General features: G+C 66.1%; 12 protein-coding genes. 8 read left to right on the top strand and 4 right to left on the bottom strand.

Annotation, left to right across the window (positions count from 1 at the left end):
- The first annotated feature begins 45 nt into the window (after positions 1-45).
- From ACFFJK_RS16405 to ACFFJK_RS16375, 7 genes are all read left to right on the top strand, one after another.
- Positions 46-864 carry an NAD-dependent epimerase/dehydratase family protein gene (locus ACFFJK_RS16405; protein ID WP_379680535.1) on the top strand — a complete coding sequence of 273 codons (819 nt, stop codon included), beginning with the start codon at positions 46-48 and terminating at the stop codon, positions 862-864.
- Between the two features lie 24 nt (positions 865-888).
- Positions 889-1,764: an aldose 1-epimerase gene (locus ACFFJK_RS16400; protein ID WP_379680534.1), complete on the top strand. Its 876-nt coding sequence runs from the start codon at positions 889-891 to the stop codon at positions 1,762-1,764.
- Entirely contained in the window at positions 1,761-4,193 is a 2,433-nt protein-coding gene (locus ACFFJK_RS16395; RefSeq protein WP_379680533.1) for a family 43 glycosylhydrolase, read from the top strand. Before ACFFJK_RS16400 ends, ACFFJK_RS16395 begins: the two co-directional genes overlap by 4 nt.
- Positions 4,194-4,350: 157 nt before the next feature.
- Positions 4,351-5,385, top strand: coding sequence for a Kelch repeat-containing protein (locus tag ACFFJK_RS16390; protein WP_379680532.1), 1,035 nt, complete (start codon positions 4,351-4,353; stop codon positions 5,383-5,385).
- Positions 5,386-5,901: 516 nt separating this feature from the next.
- Complete coding sequence (locus tag ACFFJK_RS16385; RefSeq protein WP_379680530.1) at positions 5,902-6,342, top strand: hypothetical protein; 441 nt, start codon at positions 5,902-5,904, stop codon at positions 6,340-6,342.
- Positions 6,343-6,952: 610 nt separating this feature from the next.
- Positions 6,953-7,186, top strand: a complete 234-nt coding sequence (locus ACFFJK_RS16380) for a hypothetical protein (protein ID WP_379680529.1) — start codon at positions 6,953-6,955, stop codon at positions 7,184-7,186.
- Positions 7,187-7,411: 225 nt separating this feature from the next.
- Positions 7,412-7,858: a hypothetical protein gene (locus tag ACFFJK_RS16375; RefSeq protein WP_379680527.1), complete on the top strand. Its 447-nt coding sequence runs from the start codon at positions 7,412-7,414 to the stop codon at positions 7,856-7,858.
- 113 nt (positions 7,859-7,971) lie between these two features.
- Here the strand turns inward: ACFFJK_RS16375 and ACFFJK_RS16370 are convergent, their stop codons facing one another.
- Entirely contained in the window at positions 7,972-8,412 is a 441-nt protein-coding gene (locus ACFFJK_RS16370; RefSeq protein WP_379680526.1) for an ASCH domain-containing protein, read from the bottom strand.
- Positions 8,413-8,447: 35 nt separating this feature from the next.
- Here ACFFJK_RS16370 and ACFFJK_RS16365 point away from each other — a divergent pair, with 35 nt between their 5' ends.
- Positions 8,448-9,380 carry an SMP-30/gluconolactonase/LRE family protein gene (locus tag ACFFJK_RS16365; protein WP_379680524.1) on the top strand — a complete coding sequence of 311 codons (933 nt, stop codon included), beginning with the start codon at positions 8,448-8,450 and terminating at the stop codon, positions 9,378-9,380.
- A gap of 33 nt (positions 9,381-9,413) precedes the next feature.
- Here the strand turns inward: ACFFJK_RS16365 and ACFFJK_RS16360 are convergent, their stop codons facing one another.
- The 3 genes from ACFFJK_RS16360 to ACFFJK_RS16350 all read right to left on the bottom strand — a co-directional run bounded on the left by ACFFJK_RS16360 (position 9,414) and on the right by ACFFJK_RS16350 (position 15,379).
- Entirely contained in the window at positions 9,414-11,261 is a 1,848-nt protein-coding gene (locus ACFFJK_RS16360; protein WP_379680523.1) for a glycoside hydrolase family 28 protein, read from the bottom strand.
- Between the two features lie 12 nt (positions 11,262-11,273).
- A complete protein-coding gene (locus ACFFJK_RS16355; protein ID WP_379680522.1) occupies positions 11,274-12,437 on the bottom strand; it encodes a pectate lyase family protein in 1,164 nt (387 codons plus the stop codon).
- A 116-nt stretch (positions 12,438-12,553) separates the two neighbouring features.
- A complete protein-coding gene (locus ACFFJK_RS16350; RefSeq protein WP_379680521.1) occupies positions 12,554-15,379 on the bottom strand; it encodes a TonB-dependent receptor plug domain-containing protein in 2,826 nt (941 codons plus the stop codon).
- Positions 15,380-15,473 lie beyond the last annotated feature (94 nt).

The following is a 15,473-nucleotide window of genomic DNA, read 5'->3' as shown; positions in this document are numbered from 1 at the left end:
TGCACGCCAGGGAGCAGGCCGAGATACGAACCAAGGAGTTGAGCAATGACCGAAGCAGCAAAAGGCAAACCCTTCAAACGCATCCTGCTGACCGGCGCGGCCGGCGGCCTGGGCAAGGTCCTGCGCGACCGCATCAAGCCGTGGGCGGAAGTCGTGCGCCTGTCCGACATCACCGACATGGGCGAAGCGCGCGAAGGCGAGGAAATCGTCCAGTGCGACCTGGCCGACAAGGAAGCGGTCATCAGATTGCTGGAGGGCGTGGACGCGGTGCTGCACTTCGGCGGCATCTCCACCGAGAAGCCCTTCGAGCCGATCATGCAGGCCAACATCCTGGGCGTGGCCAACCTGTACGAGGCCCTGCACAAGGCCGGCACCAAGCGCGTGATCTTCGCCAGCTCGAACCACGCCATCGGCTACCACCATGTGAACACCGTGCTGGACGCGAACTCGCCGACCCGCCCGGACAGCTACTACGGCCTGTCGAAGGTCTTCGGCGAACAGATCGCGCGCTACTACTACGACCGCTTCGGCATCGAGACCGTCTGCATCCGCATCGGCTCGAGCTTCCCGGAACCGGCCAACAAGCGCATGATGAGCACCTGGTTCTCGTACGACGACCTGACGGAAATGCTGCGCTGCTCGCTGTTCGCGCCGCGCGTCGGCCACACCATCGTGTACGGCATGTCGGACAACGACAGCGTCTGGTGGGACAACCGCCTGGCCTCGCACCTGGGCTACAAGCCGAAGGACAGCTCCTCGAAGTTCGCCCACCTGTTCCCGGATACCTCGGAATTCCCGGCCAAGGACGACGTCACCACCATGTACCAGGGCGGCAAGTTCCTGCTCGACGGCCCGCAGTACTAAGCCGATCCGATCCAGGCCAGGACAATGCTGCAACGGCTCACCCTGCGCAACGACAGCCTGCTGGCGCAGGTCGTGCCCGAGGTGGGCGGCGGCCTGGCGCGGCTGGACTGGCTGCGCGGGAGCGAGGCGCTGCCGCTGCTGCGGCCCTTGCCCGACGAGGTCGACGGCATGCCGCTCCCGGGGCAGTTGGCCTGCTTCCCCTTGCTGCCCTGGTCGAACCGCATGGCGCCATCGGGTTTCGAATTCGAGGGCCGGCGCCATGTCCCCACCCCCAACCGGGCAGGGGAGCCATGCCCGATCCACGGCGACGGCTGGCAGCAGCCGTGGCAGGTCGCCGCCCACTACGACACCTCCCTGATCCTGACGCTCGACCGGTGCAACGCGCAGCCGTTCTCCTATACCGCCGAGCTGCGCTACACGCTGGCGGGCGACGCGCTGGTGGTGGAGCTGGCCGTGCGCAATGCCGGCACGGCCGCGCTGCCGTTCGGGATCGGCCTGCACCCCTGGATGCCCGACCCGCAAGGCGCGCGCCTGCAGGCCGGCGCCCACAGCGTGTGGATGGCCGGCCCCGACAAGCTGCCGCTGCTGCGCCAGGACATTCCCGGCCACTGGCGTTTCGATAACCCTGCCGCACTTCCCGAAGATGGCGTCGACAATGTGTTCGACGGCTGGCACGGCACGGCGCGCATCTCCTGGCCCGGGCGCGGCGTTGCGCTGGAAATGCAGGCCGACATGGATTACTACATCCTCTACGTGCCGCCCGGCCGCGATTTCTTCTGCTTCGAGCCGGTCGACCATCCGATCAATGCGCACAACCTGCCGGGCTATCCTGGCCTGAGCGTGCTTGCACCGGGCGCCACGCTGCGCCGCCGCTGTACTTTCCGAGGGGAGACGCTGTGAAGGGAATTCCTGCCGCACTGCTGCTGTCGCTGGCCCTGCCGGCCATGGCGAATACGCCTTACAACGCCGAGACGACCTACCAGAAGCTCGTCCGCGACTATCCCTTCATCCGGATCGCCAGTGCCGAAGCGCCAGCGCCGGTGCAGGTGCGCAAGGACCTTGTCTACGCCCGGCGCGGCGAGCAGGCGCTGGCGCTGGACCTGTACCTGCCCGGCCCCTCGGCTAAGCCGGCGCCCCTGGTCGTGCTGGTGCACGGCGGCGGCTGGCGCAGCGGCGAGCGTGCCAACCTGGCGCCGCTGGCGGCGCGCCTGGCCGCGCGCGGCTATGCGGCCGCCACCGTCAGCTACCGGCTCTCGGGCCAGGCACGCTACCCGGCCGCGATCGACGATGTGACCGAGGCGGTGCGCTGGCTGCGCACGAACGCCGGCGGCTTCATGATCGACCCTGCGCGCGTGGCGATCGCGGGCGGCTCGGCCGGCGGCCAGATCGCGGCGCTGGTTGGCATGAAGCACCCGCAGGCGATCCGCGCCGTCGTCAACATCGACGGCCTGTCCGATTTCACCTCCGAGGAAGCACGCAAGCACGAGGACGACCCGGCCAAGAATTCGTCTTCCGCGGGCGCCTGGTTCGGCGGGCGCTATGCGGAGAAGACCGCGCTGTGGCGCGACGCGTCGCCGCTCACCCATGCCGGCAAGGACAGCCCGCCGGTGCTGTTCGTCACCAGCGGCGTGCCGCGCTTCTCGGTGGGGCGCGAGGCGATGGCGGCCAAGCTCGCCGCGCATGGCATCCATACCGACACCGTCGCGCTGCCGGGCACGCCGCACGCGTTCTGGCTGTTCGACCCATGGCTGGCGCCCACCGTCGATGCGATGGACGGCTTCCTGGCGCGCGTGTTCGGACCGATGCCCGTACGGGCGCCCTGGTCGCCCGACCTTGGCGACGGCCGCTACCGCAATCCCATCCTGCACGCGGACTATTCGGACCCGGACGTGATCCGCGTCGGCGACACCTATTACATGGTGTCGTCGAGCTTCGCCAACGCGCCCGGCCTGCCGCTGCTGACCTCGAAGGACATGGTCAACTGGGAGCTGACCGGCCACGCGCTGCCGCAGCTGGTCCCGGGCGCGCAATTTGCGACGCCCCAGCACGGCAAGGGCGTGTGGGCGCCGTGCCTGCGCTACCACGACGGCCGCTTCTGGATCTTCTATCCGGACCCGGACAACGGCGTGTACGTGACCACCGCCACCGATTTCAACGGCCCCTGGAGCGCGCCGCACCTGCTCCTGCCCGGCAAGGGCATCATCGATCCGACCCCGCTGTGGGATGACGACGGCAAGGCCTGGCTGATCCACGCCTGGGCCAAGAGCCGGGCCGGGTTCAACAACGTGCTGACCTTGCGCCGGATGGCCCCGGATGGCCGCAGCCTGCTGGACAAGGAAGGGAAGGTCGTCATCGACGGCGACAAGCTGCCCGGCTACCGCACCCTGGAAGGCCCGAAGCTGTACAAGGCGAACGGCTGGTACTACGTGTTCGCCCCCGCGGGAGGCGTCGAGCATGGCTGGCAGTCGGTGTTCCGCTCGCGCAGCATCGACGGCCCCTACGAGGCGCGCATCGTGATGGCGCAGGGCGCAACCGAGATCAACGGCCCGCACCAGGGGGCATGGGTGAAGACGCCGCAAGGAGCGGACTGGTTCTTCCACTTCCAGGACAAGCGCGCCTACGGCCGCATCGTGCACCTGCAGCCGATGCGCTGGGAAGATGGCTGGCCGCTGATCGGCGAGCCGTCCGGCACCCCCGGCACCGGCCAGCCGGTGCTGGAGCATGCCAAACCCGTTGCCGGGACCTTCCCGCAACGGGTGCCCCCGACGGGTGACGAATTCGACGGGAAGGTACTGGGCCCGCAATGGCAATGGGCGGCCAACCCGCAGCAGGCCTGGCATGCGCTCGACGCCAGGGCCGGCCACTTGCGCCTGTTCGCCCAGCCCGAGGCGCCGGTGCGCAGCCTGCCGTCGGTGCTGACCCAGAAGTTCCCGGGGCCGGCGTTCGGCGTCACCACGAAAGTCGAACTGCATGCGCAGCGCGACGGCGACCAGGCCGGGCTCGGCGTGATGGGCCTGGCCAGCAGCTGGTTCGGCTTGCGCCGCGTCGACGGCCAGCCGCGCATGGTGATGGTGAGCTGCGACCAGGCCGGCAAGTGCGCGCAGGAGCTGGGCGCCGTGCTGCCCGGCTTCACCGCGCACCTGCGCATGCATGTGACCGAAGGCGCCCGCGTCGCCTTCTCGTACAGCCCCGACGGTGTGCGTTACACGCAGATCGGCGCACCGTTCGATGCCGTCATGGGCCGCTGGGTCGGCTCGCAGGTCGGGCTGTTCGCCAGCGGCGCACCGGGCGCTTACGCCGACCTGGACTACGTGCGCATCACGCCTTGATCTCCCGGTCGGCCGGCAACATTCCGGCCGACCCTTTTCACTCCGGCTTCACCAAAGCTGTACGGTTTGCCGTCTCGCGCCTCCTGGCCGATGACGGTATAGTGGCGGGCATCCTGTCAACCTGTCCATCCGCTCAAGAAAAATCGAAGGAGAACCCTTGAATACCATTCTGCCGGCAGTGCTGGCCGTCGCGCTGGTCGCCATTCCCTATCAGGCTGCGGCACAGGCAGCCACCGACGCGGCGCCGGCCGTGCGCTGGTCGCGGACGGTCGACGCCACCGTGGCGCGGCAGGAGATCTATCCTGCCGTGCTCGATGGCCGGATCATCGTGGCGGGCGGCGTGCTCTCAGGGGCGCCGGGCTATACCGATCATGTCGAAGCCTACGATGTGAAAGCCGGCCGCTGGACCACGCTCGCGCCCCTGCCGGAAGGACGGCACCATATCGCCCTGGCCGAGGCCGGCGGCAGGATCTACGGCATCGGCGGCTTCTCCGGCGCCATCCCCGACTGGCGCGCCCATGCGACGGTGTTCGTCTACGACGCCCAGGCCAACCGGTGGTCGGCCGGCCCGTCCCTGCCGCAGGCACGGGCCGAAGGCGTGGTCGCCTCAATCAAGGGAACAATCTACTTCATCGGTGGACGCGTCCCGGCCAGCCCCGAAGCGAAGCACATCAGCGAGCACACGGATACGAATCGGGCCGAGGCGCTGGATGTGCGTTCGGGCCGCTGGGAGCGCATCCCCGATGCACCGAGCGCGCGCAACAGCGCAGCGGCGGCCGTCATCGACGACAAGATCTATGTGGTGGGCGGCCGCCAGATGGTCAAGCAGGCCGACGGCAGGCAGCGCCCGGTCAACGTGGCGACGCTGGAGGTCTACGACCCCGCCACCAGGCGCTGGGAGACCCGGGCCCCGATGCCGCAGGCCCAGGGCGGCCTGGCCGCGGCGGCCTACGGCGGCAAGCTGTATGCCTTCGGCGGCGAGCAGTTCGTCCCGACCAGCAAAGTGTTCGCCGAGGCCTGGGTCTACGATCCCAAAACGGACCGCTGGTCGGCCCTGCCGGCCATGCCGACCCCACGGCACGGACACGGCGCGGCCGTCGTCGGTAACCGCATCTTCCTGATGGGCGGCGGCGAAAAGGTGGGGGTGGGCGCCAGCCGGGTGCAGGAAGTGCTCGAGATATCGGGCAAGTAGCCTTTGAGCTTGGGCTCGAGGTTGTTCAGTTATTCAGCAAGATCGGCCAAAAGCCAATGCCAGTCATTTAGAGCGCCTAACCAAACCTCCATGGCTGCGTTGCACCGCCTCTCCGTACAGGCGTACTGTCTTCGGCGCTGCGCCTTGCCCTGAAAGGTTTGTTAGACGCTCTTGGTGGGTTCGTAGGGTGGGCGGCTCCACCCGACAGCATGAACGCCAGGCGCTCTGGAAGCCGCCCACGCGTTCAAACCACGGCGATGCTGCCTGCGCGGCGCTTCATGCACCTGTTGAACGCGTGGGCGGCGCTGGCGTGCCGGCTTGCTCGCGCGGTCGGTAGAGCCGCCCACCCTACGTGTCCTCGCGGTTCTCAAGTGACTGGCATCGGGCCAAGGGCAGCTTTCAGAGTGACAATCTGCGTGAATTGGATGGGTGCCGCCCTGTAGAATCGGCGGCGGTCTCTCCCAGCATCGAATGTCGCTCGCGCCGTGGTAATGCGAGTCAGCCCAATAGCGCACCATGCCCAAACACGTGAACATGTTCCTCGCCGCCGGCGCGCTGCTCAGCGCCAGCGCGGCAGTTCTTCATCTTCTGATGATCGTCGGCGGCCCGGACTGGTATCGCTTCTTCGGTGCCGGCGAACGTTTTGCCCGGGCAGCCGCGCAAGGAGACTATTACCCGGCCCTGGTCACGACCGGTATCGCAGCCGTACTGGGTGTGTGGTCCGTTTACGCGCTGGCAGGAGCGGGCGCGATTCACCGACTGCCGCTTCTCAGGCCTGTGCTGATCGTGATCACCACGATCTATGTCGTGCGCGGGCTGGCGTTTGCACCTGCGGTGCTCGCGCTGGGCGGCCAAGTGACGCCCTTCGTTCTCTGGAGTTCTGCCATTTGCCTTGGATTCGGCATTGTCCATCTGGTAGGACTGATCCAGCGTTGGCCTGCGCTTCGGACGACGTAATGCCGTTGGGTGGCTTCGGCTGCTTCACAGCGGCTCTGGCCGTTAACAAGGACTGGAACCGGCCAGAACCGGACTATCTGATCTGTACGACTGTACAGCTGGCCCAAGATAAAATGACAAATCAAAATCCATCCTTCCGTAGTTCGTGCTTTGAATTCACAACAACACTTCTGATCCTGGTTATTTCAGCATACCTAGCCGGGTTTGTTGTGGGAAGTCTCGGAGGATCTAGGGAGGCTTCGGGTGCTGGTGCGGTCGGAGCCGTGATGGCTGTCCTATGGACCCACAAGCACCGTAAAACGCGTAATCGCGACAAGACAGCTAACCTGCATCGCTAGGGCCGCTTTGGGGGCGGCAGCAGACGCTACGATGAGTCCCCTACCGGCCTATTGTGTTGAAAACCTCGTCTCTCGTGTTGGGCGGAAACGAAAGATCGATACCTCGACTGTGCAGAACGGCCACTATGGCACGAACGCGAGTCAGTCGGCCTGTCGACGCCACCGAAAATTTGCTATAAAAGTTGCTGTACGACTTTTTCAACACAATAGGCCAAAAGCAGACCTTAATACGGGAATGTCCTCTCTAGCGGTAACAGAATTGAGGCTGAAGCATGTTTAAGAAAATTAATTTCATTGCAATGCCGCTCTTGGTCGGTAGCGCTATGGGGATCGTGGCTGGTGGCGCGATCGTGCTGCTGGGAGAAATTTTGTCATTTGATTACAGCCCAACGCAAAAAATCTGGGCTTTCACCGGCTTTGTCATACTCGGCGTGCTATTCGGAATCGTTGACTCGATCCACCGCTTACTGACGTGGTTGCCACGTGGCGGAGGACGACAAGGATAACTGGTCTCTTAGGGATGTCCGCTCCGGGTCGAACCCAGACTGTCGCCTCAGCTCGCCGCACCACAGGAGATCTCGGTTTCGGCAACTCATCCGGTAGCCTGACCTCTGCCGACCGACCGCACTGGGGCCGGGAGCGGCCGTTGAGCAGGCGTGTAGGCAAAGAAACCAGTTCCGCCGTGACAATTCACGCAACTTTTGCCGGTACCGTCCGGTAGCGTGTCAGCGATGAAAACCCTCCATGCCCGTTTTACCTATCTGGCCGCGGCGATTTCCCTGGTCGGCGTTGCAATCCATGTTGCCGCCATTGCTGGCGGGCCGTCCTGGTATGCGTTCTTTGGCGCGCCGCCCCAGATCGAGGCCTCGGCGCAGGCCGGTACATGGCTGGCCCCCGTCTCCACGGCTGGCATTGCCGTGTTGATGGGTATCTGTGCCCTATACGCCTGTTCAGCGCTTGGTTTGGTGCGGCGCCTGCCCTTGCTGCGCACGATGCTGGCCGGCATGGCGGCGGTCTGTCTTCTTCGCGCGCTCATCCTTGTCCCGGTGGCGTTTATACGCCCTGAGCTGATCAATCTGTTTGAAATCGTTGCTGCCCTTACTTGGGGCGCCGCAGGGATTGGCTTCTGTGCCGGATTCCTGATGAGCAAGAGCCGGCTGGATGCCATGCCGGCCTGAAGCGTCTCGAACTGCTCGCTGCGCCTCTCGTCGCGCCCGCCGGCGTCCCGCACCAACCGATCAAGGTGTGCCGCCTCCACCGGCGCCGCGCATCCGGCCGACACCACCCTCACTCAACGGTACACGCATTCGAATCGTTGGAACACGATCGGCATGTCTGGCTGTGGTTCATACGCACTGTTCAGCAGTTCGCGGTGATAGTAAGCCCAGTGGGCCCGGTGCCACCACGCCAGCGACCCGTCTCCTTCGCCCTCTCGCCGTGCATGTTCCTCGGTGATCCGATCGAGCGGAATGATCTCGACGCCGGTAATCCGGATGATGCATTGGGCGATCCCTTCCCAATCCGTAATGACGTGCAGGTCGCCAGGCTGCGGGAGTGCTTCTCCATCCCGTTCGAACGACCAGAGAGATGGCGCGGTGGCACGCTTTCGGCCGCTGACAACCAGTCGCGCGCATTCGTCGGCGTCCTGCTTGTTATCGCAGAAATGCCAGCTCGAGATCGGTCGATCAGGCCGGCCACCAGCTATCCGGCTCGTCCGGAATTCCCGCCACATAAAAACGTGCGCCGGCCTTCGAGTATCATGTTCGCATGCATACTCAGCCAAAAATATTGTTTACCGCCACGCTTGCCGCCACGCTTCCCTTGATGGCGGAGAACAGCCTCGCGGCATCCTGCGGCGCGCCGCCTTCCGGCGAACTGAGGGCCGAACGCGTTGCCGCCGTCACGCCCTCGCGCGCCGAGCCCGGCTTGTACGAGGGGCCGGTATGGATTGGGGACGCGCTCTACTTTTCCGACTTCAGCTTCGCCAAGGGGTTTCCCTCCCGCGTACGCAAGCTGGCGGAGAACGGCACGGTGAGCACCGTGATCGAGGACAGCGGCAGCAACGGCCTGGCCGTGGACGCTGGCGGCAACCTTGTCGCCGCGAGCCACAAGGACAAGGCGCTGGTGCGCCATGACCGGGAAGGCAAGCATGTGCTTGCCGGCAGTTTCAAGGGGAACGTATTCAACTCGCCCAACGACCTCGCTGTCGCGCGCGACGGGTCGATCTACTTTACCGACCCCGGCTGGCAAAAGGCAGCCGCGCCCGGCGGACAGCCGGTGACGGGCATCTACCGCGTGGCGACAAGCGGCGAGGTGACGCTGGTGGACGGCACGCGCTCCAATCCCAACGGGATCGCGCTGTCGCCTGCCGGGGACGTGTTGTACGCGAATGCCGCCGATGGCTTGCTGATGGCCTATCCCATCGTCAAGGGCTTGCCGCAGGCCGGGCGCGTGCTGGTGAGCGGGCTGGAAGGAGCCGACGGCATGACGCTCGACTGCCACGGCAACCTGTACGTGACCGAGTATGGGGCGAAACGGGTACGCGTGTTCTCGCCACAGGGCAAGCCGTTGGCGACCATCCGGGTGGACGCCAACGTCACCAATGCGGCCTTCGGCGGCAAGGACGGCAAGACCTTGTACATGACCGGCGCGGGCGCGCTGTGGCGGCTGCCGCTGGCCGTGAGCGGCATGCCTTATTGAGTCACCCCGGCAGCTGTTTGTCCGGGGCGTCGCTTACGCCTGCAAGGTGGTGTTGTACACCTTGCCGCCGATGCGCACGTTGGTCAGCTTCACGTCGCGCACGTTGTAGAGGAACCAGGGCTGCTCCGCGTTCACCGGGGTGCCGAAGTCGCAGTCGGTGACGGTCACGTTGCGGATCGGCAGGATCTCGACCGGCTTGTCGCCGTTGTAGTCGTAAGCGACCGGGCCGAGCAGCAGCAGGGCCTGGTGGCACGAGCGCGGGCCGTCCTTGGTGGCGACGTTGCCGACCTTTACACCCGAAATGTGGATGTGCTCCACGACCGGCGGACGGGTACGCACGTTGTCGGCGTTCGGCGCATAGTCGCAGTCGAAGGTGATGACGCCGCCGGCGCCGGCCGCGACCGACTTCGGTTTGATCGGCGAGCCCGGGAGCGGCGTGTAGAACTGCGGCTTCAGGTTCACGCCGTTGGGCATGGTGACGTTGCGCACGTAGAAGTGGCGCAGGAAGCCGCCGCGGTTCATGTTGGTCTTGAGGCGAATCGCGATGTTCAGCGGATCGGTGGCCCAGTGCGCGTTGCGGAACTCGATGTCCTGCGCGTACACGTGCTGGATGCCGCCCGACATTTCGCTGCCCAGGGTCACGCCGCCGTGGCCGCTGTTCATGACGCACTTCTGGATCACCACGTTCTGGGTCGGGCCGAACTGGGTGTCGAGGTTCTTGCCGGCCTTGATCGCGATGCAGTCGTCGCCGCTGTTGAAGGTGCAGTCCTGCACCAGCACGGTGTTGCAGGCTTCCGGATCGAAGCCGTCGCTGTTCGGGCCCAGGCTGTTCATGTGCACGCCGCGGATCTCCAGCTTGCTGCAGTTGACCGGGTGGTGCTGCCAGAACGGCGCCTGGTTCAGCTCGTAGCCCTGCAGCAGGACGTTGGTGCAGCCGATGAATTCGACCATGCACGGGCGCAGGTAGTGGCCGCGGCCGAAGATGCGCTTGGCGGCCGGCACGCCGGCCTCCGACAGGGTCGGCAGGTAGGCTTCGTCGGTGCGCCACTTGTCGTTCTTGCCCTCCATCAGCGCGACCTGCGCATCATCGAGGTTCGGCGCGACAGCCCGGATCGAGGTCGGGTTAAGCGGATTCACGGCGATCTGCGTGCGCTGCGGGTTCGGGGTCTTTTGTGCGACGCCTTTGCGCTTGCCCTTCCAGTCCCACCAGGTCTCGCCGTCGGCGCGCGGCACGCCGCCCTGGCCGTCGATGATGCTGGTCCAGTCTTCGCCGGTCAGGGCGATGTTGGTCTGGCCGTAGGCGTAGACCATCGGCGAATAGTTCAGGCAGTCGTTGCTCTGCCAGCGCGAGATCACCAGCTTGCCCTTTGGACCGCAGTCGTAGTCGCCGTATTTGGCGAAGTCTTCGGGATCGTTGCTGAAGTAGACGTGGGCGCCCTTGGCCAGGTGCACGTTGACGTTCGATTTCAGGACGATCGGGCCCTTCACCAGCCAGTTACCGGCCGGGATCACGACCCGGCCGCCGCCCGCGGCGCTGCAGGCCGCGATGGCCGCCGCGATCGCGGCATAGCAGTCGGTGGCGCCCGGCGCCGGGGTGCTGACCTGGCCCTCTTCGTGGTCGGCCACATAGCCGGTCACCATGACCGCCTCGCAAGGCGCGGCGCCATAGGTGGTGATCAGGAAGTCGCGCTTGGGGAATACCAGCGGCTTCTTGAACTGGTCCATGATCTGTTGGGCGCGGCCCCAGGCCTGTGCCACGGGGTCGGCCTTGGCGCGGCCGGCCGCGGCCAGCGCCGGGCCGCTTGCCGCCAGTCCCGCCACCGATGCCGGAAGGGCCTGGAGCAGCGAGCGGCGGCGTGGGTTGATGTGCTTGGTTTTCATATCGTTTCCTTGTTATTTGCCGGCGCCGGCATGGGCCCGCACGTGGGCGGGGACGGCGTCGGCCGGGAGCGGCTTGAACGGGTAGGGGACGGCCCAGGCGACGGTGTCGCCGGGATTGCCGGTGTTGCTGCAGGCAGGCGCCAGCGCCGCGCCGTTCAGCAGCGAGCCGCTGTCGGTGAACAGGCCGGCATCCGCGCCGGAGGCGAACGGGCGAATCGCATCGAGGCAGGTGCGCGCGCCGGCGATCTCGAAGGCGTTGGCATGCGAGACGATGCGCGCCGCTTTTGCCACGCCGACGCTGTAGCCGTGCCGGTACACCGGGTGGCGGCGGTCGCCCACGTAGTAATTGTTGAACAGGTGGACCTGGCCGAAACGCACGCGCGGCGCGCGGCTGGCGACGTATTCGAACAGGTTGTTGCTGATGGTGACGCGCAGGCGGCCGGCATCCTGCACGGCCTTGTCGCTGGCGCCGATCAGCATGGTCTTGTCGTGCAGGGCGAAATGGTTGTACGAGACGGTCACGTAGTCGCTGGCATCGCTGATGTCGAGCGTGCCGTCGTGGCACTGCCGGGGCTTGCCGTTCTCGACGGGCAGGGTATCGTCCAGGACCGGCGCATCGGTGAAGCTGTTGCGGTCGATCCAGACGTGGGTCGAACCGGTGATCGAGATGCTGTCGAACTGCGCGTTCCAGTTGCCGTTCTTGCCGTCCGTCGGGTCCCAGCGGGGGGCGACGTCGCAGGGGTTGCGCAGGTTCAGGTTGCGGATGATGACCTGCGAGACCTTCGCCACCTTCAGGTGCGCGTTGACGAAGCCGGCGCCGGCGCCAATGCCGACCAGGGTGGTGTTGGCCGGAAGGGCTACCCGTCCGCGCCTGGCCTGGTCGGCCGTGCTGGCGAAGGGACGGCCCTCGCTCATGTCGATGACGCCCGCAACCTGGACGATCCGGCTGCCCTTGATGCCGGAACTTAAGGCGCTGCGCAGTTGCACGGCGTCGGTGACGGTGAAGACGTTAGCCGCCGCCGCATCGGCGCCGCCGCGGGTGCCGCCCGCCTGCGCGGCCCAGCCGTCGGGCGGCGCTTCCTGGCGGATCGGCAGGGAAGGGGAGACGTCGGCGGAAGCAGAAGCAGAAGCAGGCAGCACGCTCCACAGGAGCAGGGCGAAAGGAAAATGCTTCATGGGCGTGGATGCGTTGGCGGCACGCCGGCGCACCGCAGGGAGGAGGGCAGAAAACAACACGGGATGGATGGCATTCGACCAGTCCATCCCGTGTCAGGTACGCGTTGCTACTACGCTTAGAACGTGTAGTCCGCGCGTGCCGTGAAGGCACGGCCGATCGGCTTGGCGATGTTCTGCGCAAACACGACGCGCGAGGACAGGCGCTGGTTCGACAGCGGCGGATCGGTGTCGAACAGGTTGTTCACGCCGAGGCCGACCTTGAACTTCTTCGTGAACTTGTACGAGGTCGACAGGTTGTACACGCGGTACGGCGAGATCACGTTGTAGAACGGCTGACCCGGCTTCTGGGTCGGCAGGGCGTTGGTGTCTTCGTAGCTCGACGTGTACTGCTGCGTCAGCTGTGCGAAGAACGGGCCGTAGTTCCAGTTCACGCGCGCCTGGTGCTTCCACTTGAAGATGTACGTGTTGGCCGAGGTGGAGCCGGTGGACAGGGCGCCGATCCTGCCGACGCTGTCGACCCACGGGCTGCCGGCGTCGTTCTGGCCTTCGTACTTGTCGGTATAGGTGCCGTCCATCGAGAAGCCGAAGCGGCCCCAGTTCTTGGTCGGGTACGAGTAGTTCAGGCTCAGGTCGATACCCTGGGTCTTCAGGCCGCCCATGTTCAGGCGCGTCTTCGTGATGTACTGCAGCGTGCCGTCGGCATTACGCACGAACAGGTCCTGGTAGCGCGACAGGTTGTCGAAGATGACATCTTCGTTGATCTGCGCGATCGTGCCTTTCATGTCGATCTTCCAGAAATCGACGGTGGCGACGAAGTTCTTGACCGGCTCGATCACGAAGCCCACGGTGGTGGTCTTCGACTTTTCCGGTTGCAGCTCTGGATTGGCGCCGGTGAGCGTGGTCAGGCGCGTGTTGCAGACACGCTCGGCGTCGAGGCCGAGGCCGGCGAAGCGCGGGTCGGTGGTCAGGCTACCGGTGCCGGCCACGTTCGGGGTCGGGCTCGGGCACAGCAGCGGATCGTCCCAGAGCGAGGTCGACGTGGTCAGCGTGCGCGGGGTGCCGTACAGCTCGGGCAGGGTCGGGGCGCGGAAACCGGTGCTGACCGTACCGCGCACCATCAGCTGCTTCATCGGCTGGTAGCGGAAGCTGGCCTTCGGGTTGAAGGTCGAGCCGAAATCGCTGAAATGGTCGCCGCGCACCGCGAAGTTCAGGTTCAGTTCCTTCGTGACGGGGGCATCCAGTTCAGCATACAGGCCGGCAACCTTGCGCTGGCCGCTCGGGTTGTTGCCCGGCGAGCCGTTGACCCGCCAGACCACCTCGTCGCCGATCATGCGCGCGTCTTCCTCGTAGGTCTCGCGGTGCCAGTCGCCGCCCACGGCCAGGCCCAGCGAGCCGCCCGGCAGGTCCATCAGCGTGCGCGACAGGTTGAAGTCGACGCCGTAGTGGCGCACGTCGGCGGCGCGGAAGACCTCGCCGTCGGCCGAGATGCTTTCCAGGTAGGCGCGGCCGGCCTCGTCCTGCGCACCGAACGGGTTCAGGATGCCGTTGGCGACGCCAGCGTACACGCCCGGCGTGCGCACGAAGTTTTCCCTGAAGCCGCTGTCGCGGTGGCTGTAGCCGTAGGTTGCGCCGACACGGTAATCCCATTCCTTGATCTGGCCTTCGTCGGCCACCACCAGGCGGTGGTTGGTCTGCACGTCGTGCAGCTTGGCCGCGCCCAGTTCGTCCAGGCTCCAGGCGACGGCCAGGTCTTCGCCGTTCAGGCCGGCCACGGCCGGCACGCCGCCGCTGCCGCCCGGGTACCACTTGCTGGCCCGGGTGATCATCAGCGGGACGCGCGAGGCCGTCCGCACGTCATAGTTCGTGTTCGCACCGAACGGTTGCGGCGGGCTGATGGCGTCGATGTACGAGCGCGCCAGGTTCAGTTCCACCGTCAGCACCTTGCCTTCGCCGTGCGCCAGGCTGGCCTTGGTGAACAGGGTTACCTGCTGGTTCTCCGGCAGCAGTTGCGGGTAGATGGTCGGGTCGGCAACGCAGGTCCTGGCGCCGTTGGTGGCGGTGCGGGTCGAGGGAATCGAGGTCTGCGGCAGGCCCGGCGCCACGCAGCCGGTGGCGAAATACGGGTTGCCGGTGATGTTGGCGGAGCGGCCGTTGCGGTAGATCGTGAAGTTCGCAGGCGATGCCGAGCCGCCCGCGACGTTCGAGGTGAACGGGTTGCCGCCGAGCGCCGCCAGCTTGACCGGATCCCAGATGTGCGGACGGTCCTTCTGCATCAGCGACTCGCGGCGCTGGGCGCTGAACGCGGTGTAGACGTTCCAGCCGTCGCTCGACAGGTCGCCCTTGCCGGCGACGAGGGTCACGCGCTTCTGGTCGCCGCCGCCCGACTTTTGCGGCTGCACCGTGCTGGCGTGGATGCTCACGTCCTGGACCGATTTCTTGGTGATGAAGTTGACCACGCCGGCGATCGCATCGGTGCCGTACAGGGCCGAGGCGCCGTCGCGCAGCACTTCGACGCGCTCGATGGCGGCCATCGGGATGACGTCGACGTTGACCGAGCTGGCGCCCAGTGCTTCGTTGGCCAGGCGGCGGCCGTTGAGCAGCACCAGGGTACGGTTGGTGTTCAGGCCGCGCATGTTGATCATGGTGCCGCCGCCGCCGCCGCCAACCGGTTCGTTGGTCGCGGCGACGGTCAGGGCCACCGCGACTTCCGACATCGTGGTCAGGCCCTGGTTGGTCAGCTCTTCGGCTTTGTAGGTGGTCAGCGGCAGGGCGTTCTCGGTGGCGAGGCGCTTGATGGAGGAGCCGGTGACTTCGACGCGCTGCATCGGCGCTTCCTGCGCCATTGCGGTGTTGGTCAAGGCCAGCACCGCGACAGTGACTGCCGAAAGAAGGAAGCGCGGTTCGGCCAGGCGTGGTCCGGTGGTTGTGCGTTGGTGTTTCACTGCAAGTCTCCTGCGTGTGATCGTCAATTGGGTCCAGGTGTGCCCCTGGTTCGCTCGCGTCCAATGCAAAGCGCTGTCGCCGGTAGAAGCCGTG

The organism is Massilia consociata (assembly GCF_042432755.1).
Lineage (GTDB): Bacteria > Pseudomonadota > Gammaproteobacteria > Burkholderiales > Burkholderiaceae_D > Telluria > Telluria consociata.
The sequence above is the reverse complement of the archived record's forward strand: the minus strand, read 5'-3'. Positions and strand labels throughout refer to the sequence as shown.

Coding starts and splice junctions, on each gene's coding strand:
- ACFFJK_RS16405 (WP_379680535.1), top strand. CDS start 46: ATGACCGAAGCAGCAAAAGGCAAACCCTTCAAACGCATCCTGCTGACC.
- ACFFJK_RS16400 (WP_379680534.1), top strand. CDS start 889: ATGCTGCAACGGCTCACCCTGCGCAACGACAGCCTGCTGGCGCAGGTC.
- ACFFJK_RS16385 (WP_379680530.1), top strand. CDS start 5,902: ATGCCCAAACACGTGAACATGTTCCTCGCCGCCGGCGCGCTGCTCAGC.
- ACFFJK_RS16380 (WP_379680529.1), top strand. CDS start 6,953: ATGTTTAAGAAAATTAATTTCATTGCAATGCCGCTCTTGGTCGGTAGC.
- ACFFJK_RS16375 (WP_379680527.1), top strand. CDS start 7,412: ATGAAAACCCTCCATGCCCGTTTTACCTATCTGGCCGCGGCGATTTCC.
- ACFFJK_RS16370 (WP_379680526.1), bottom strand. CDS start 8,412: ATGTGGCGGGAATTCCGGACGAGCCGGATAGCTGGTGGCCGGCCTGAT.
- ACFFJK_RS16365 (WP_379680524.1), top strand. CDS start 8,448: ATGCATACTCAGCCAAAAATATTGTTTACCGCCACGCTTGCCGCCACG.
- ACFFJK_RS16360 (WP_379680523.1), bottom strand. CDS start 11,261: ATGAAAACCAAGCACATCAACCCACGCCGCCGCTCGCTGCTCCAGGCC.
- ACFFJK_RS16355 (WP_379680522.1), bottom strand. CDS start 12,437: ATGAAGCATTTTCCTTTCGCCCTGCTCCTGTGGAGCGTGCTGCCTGCT.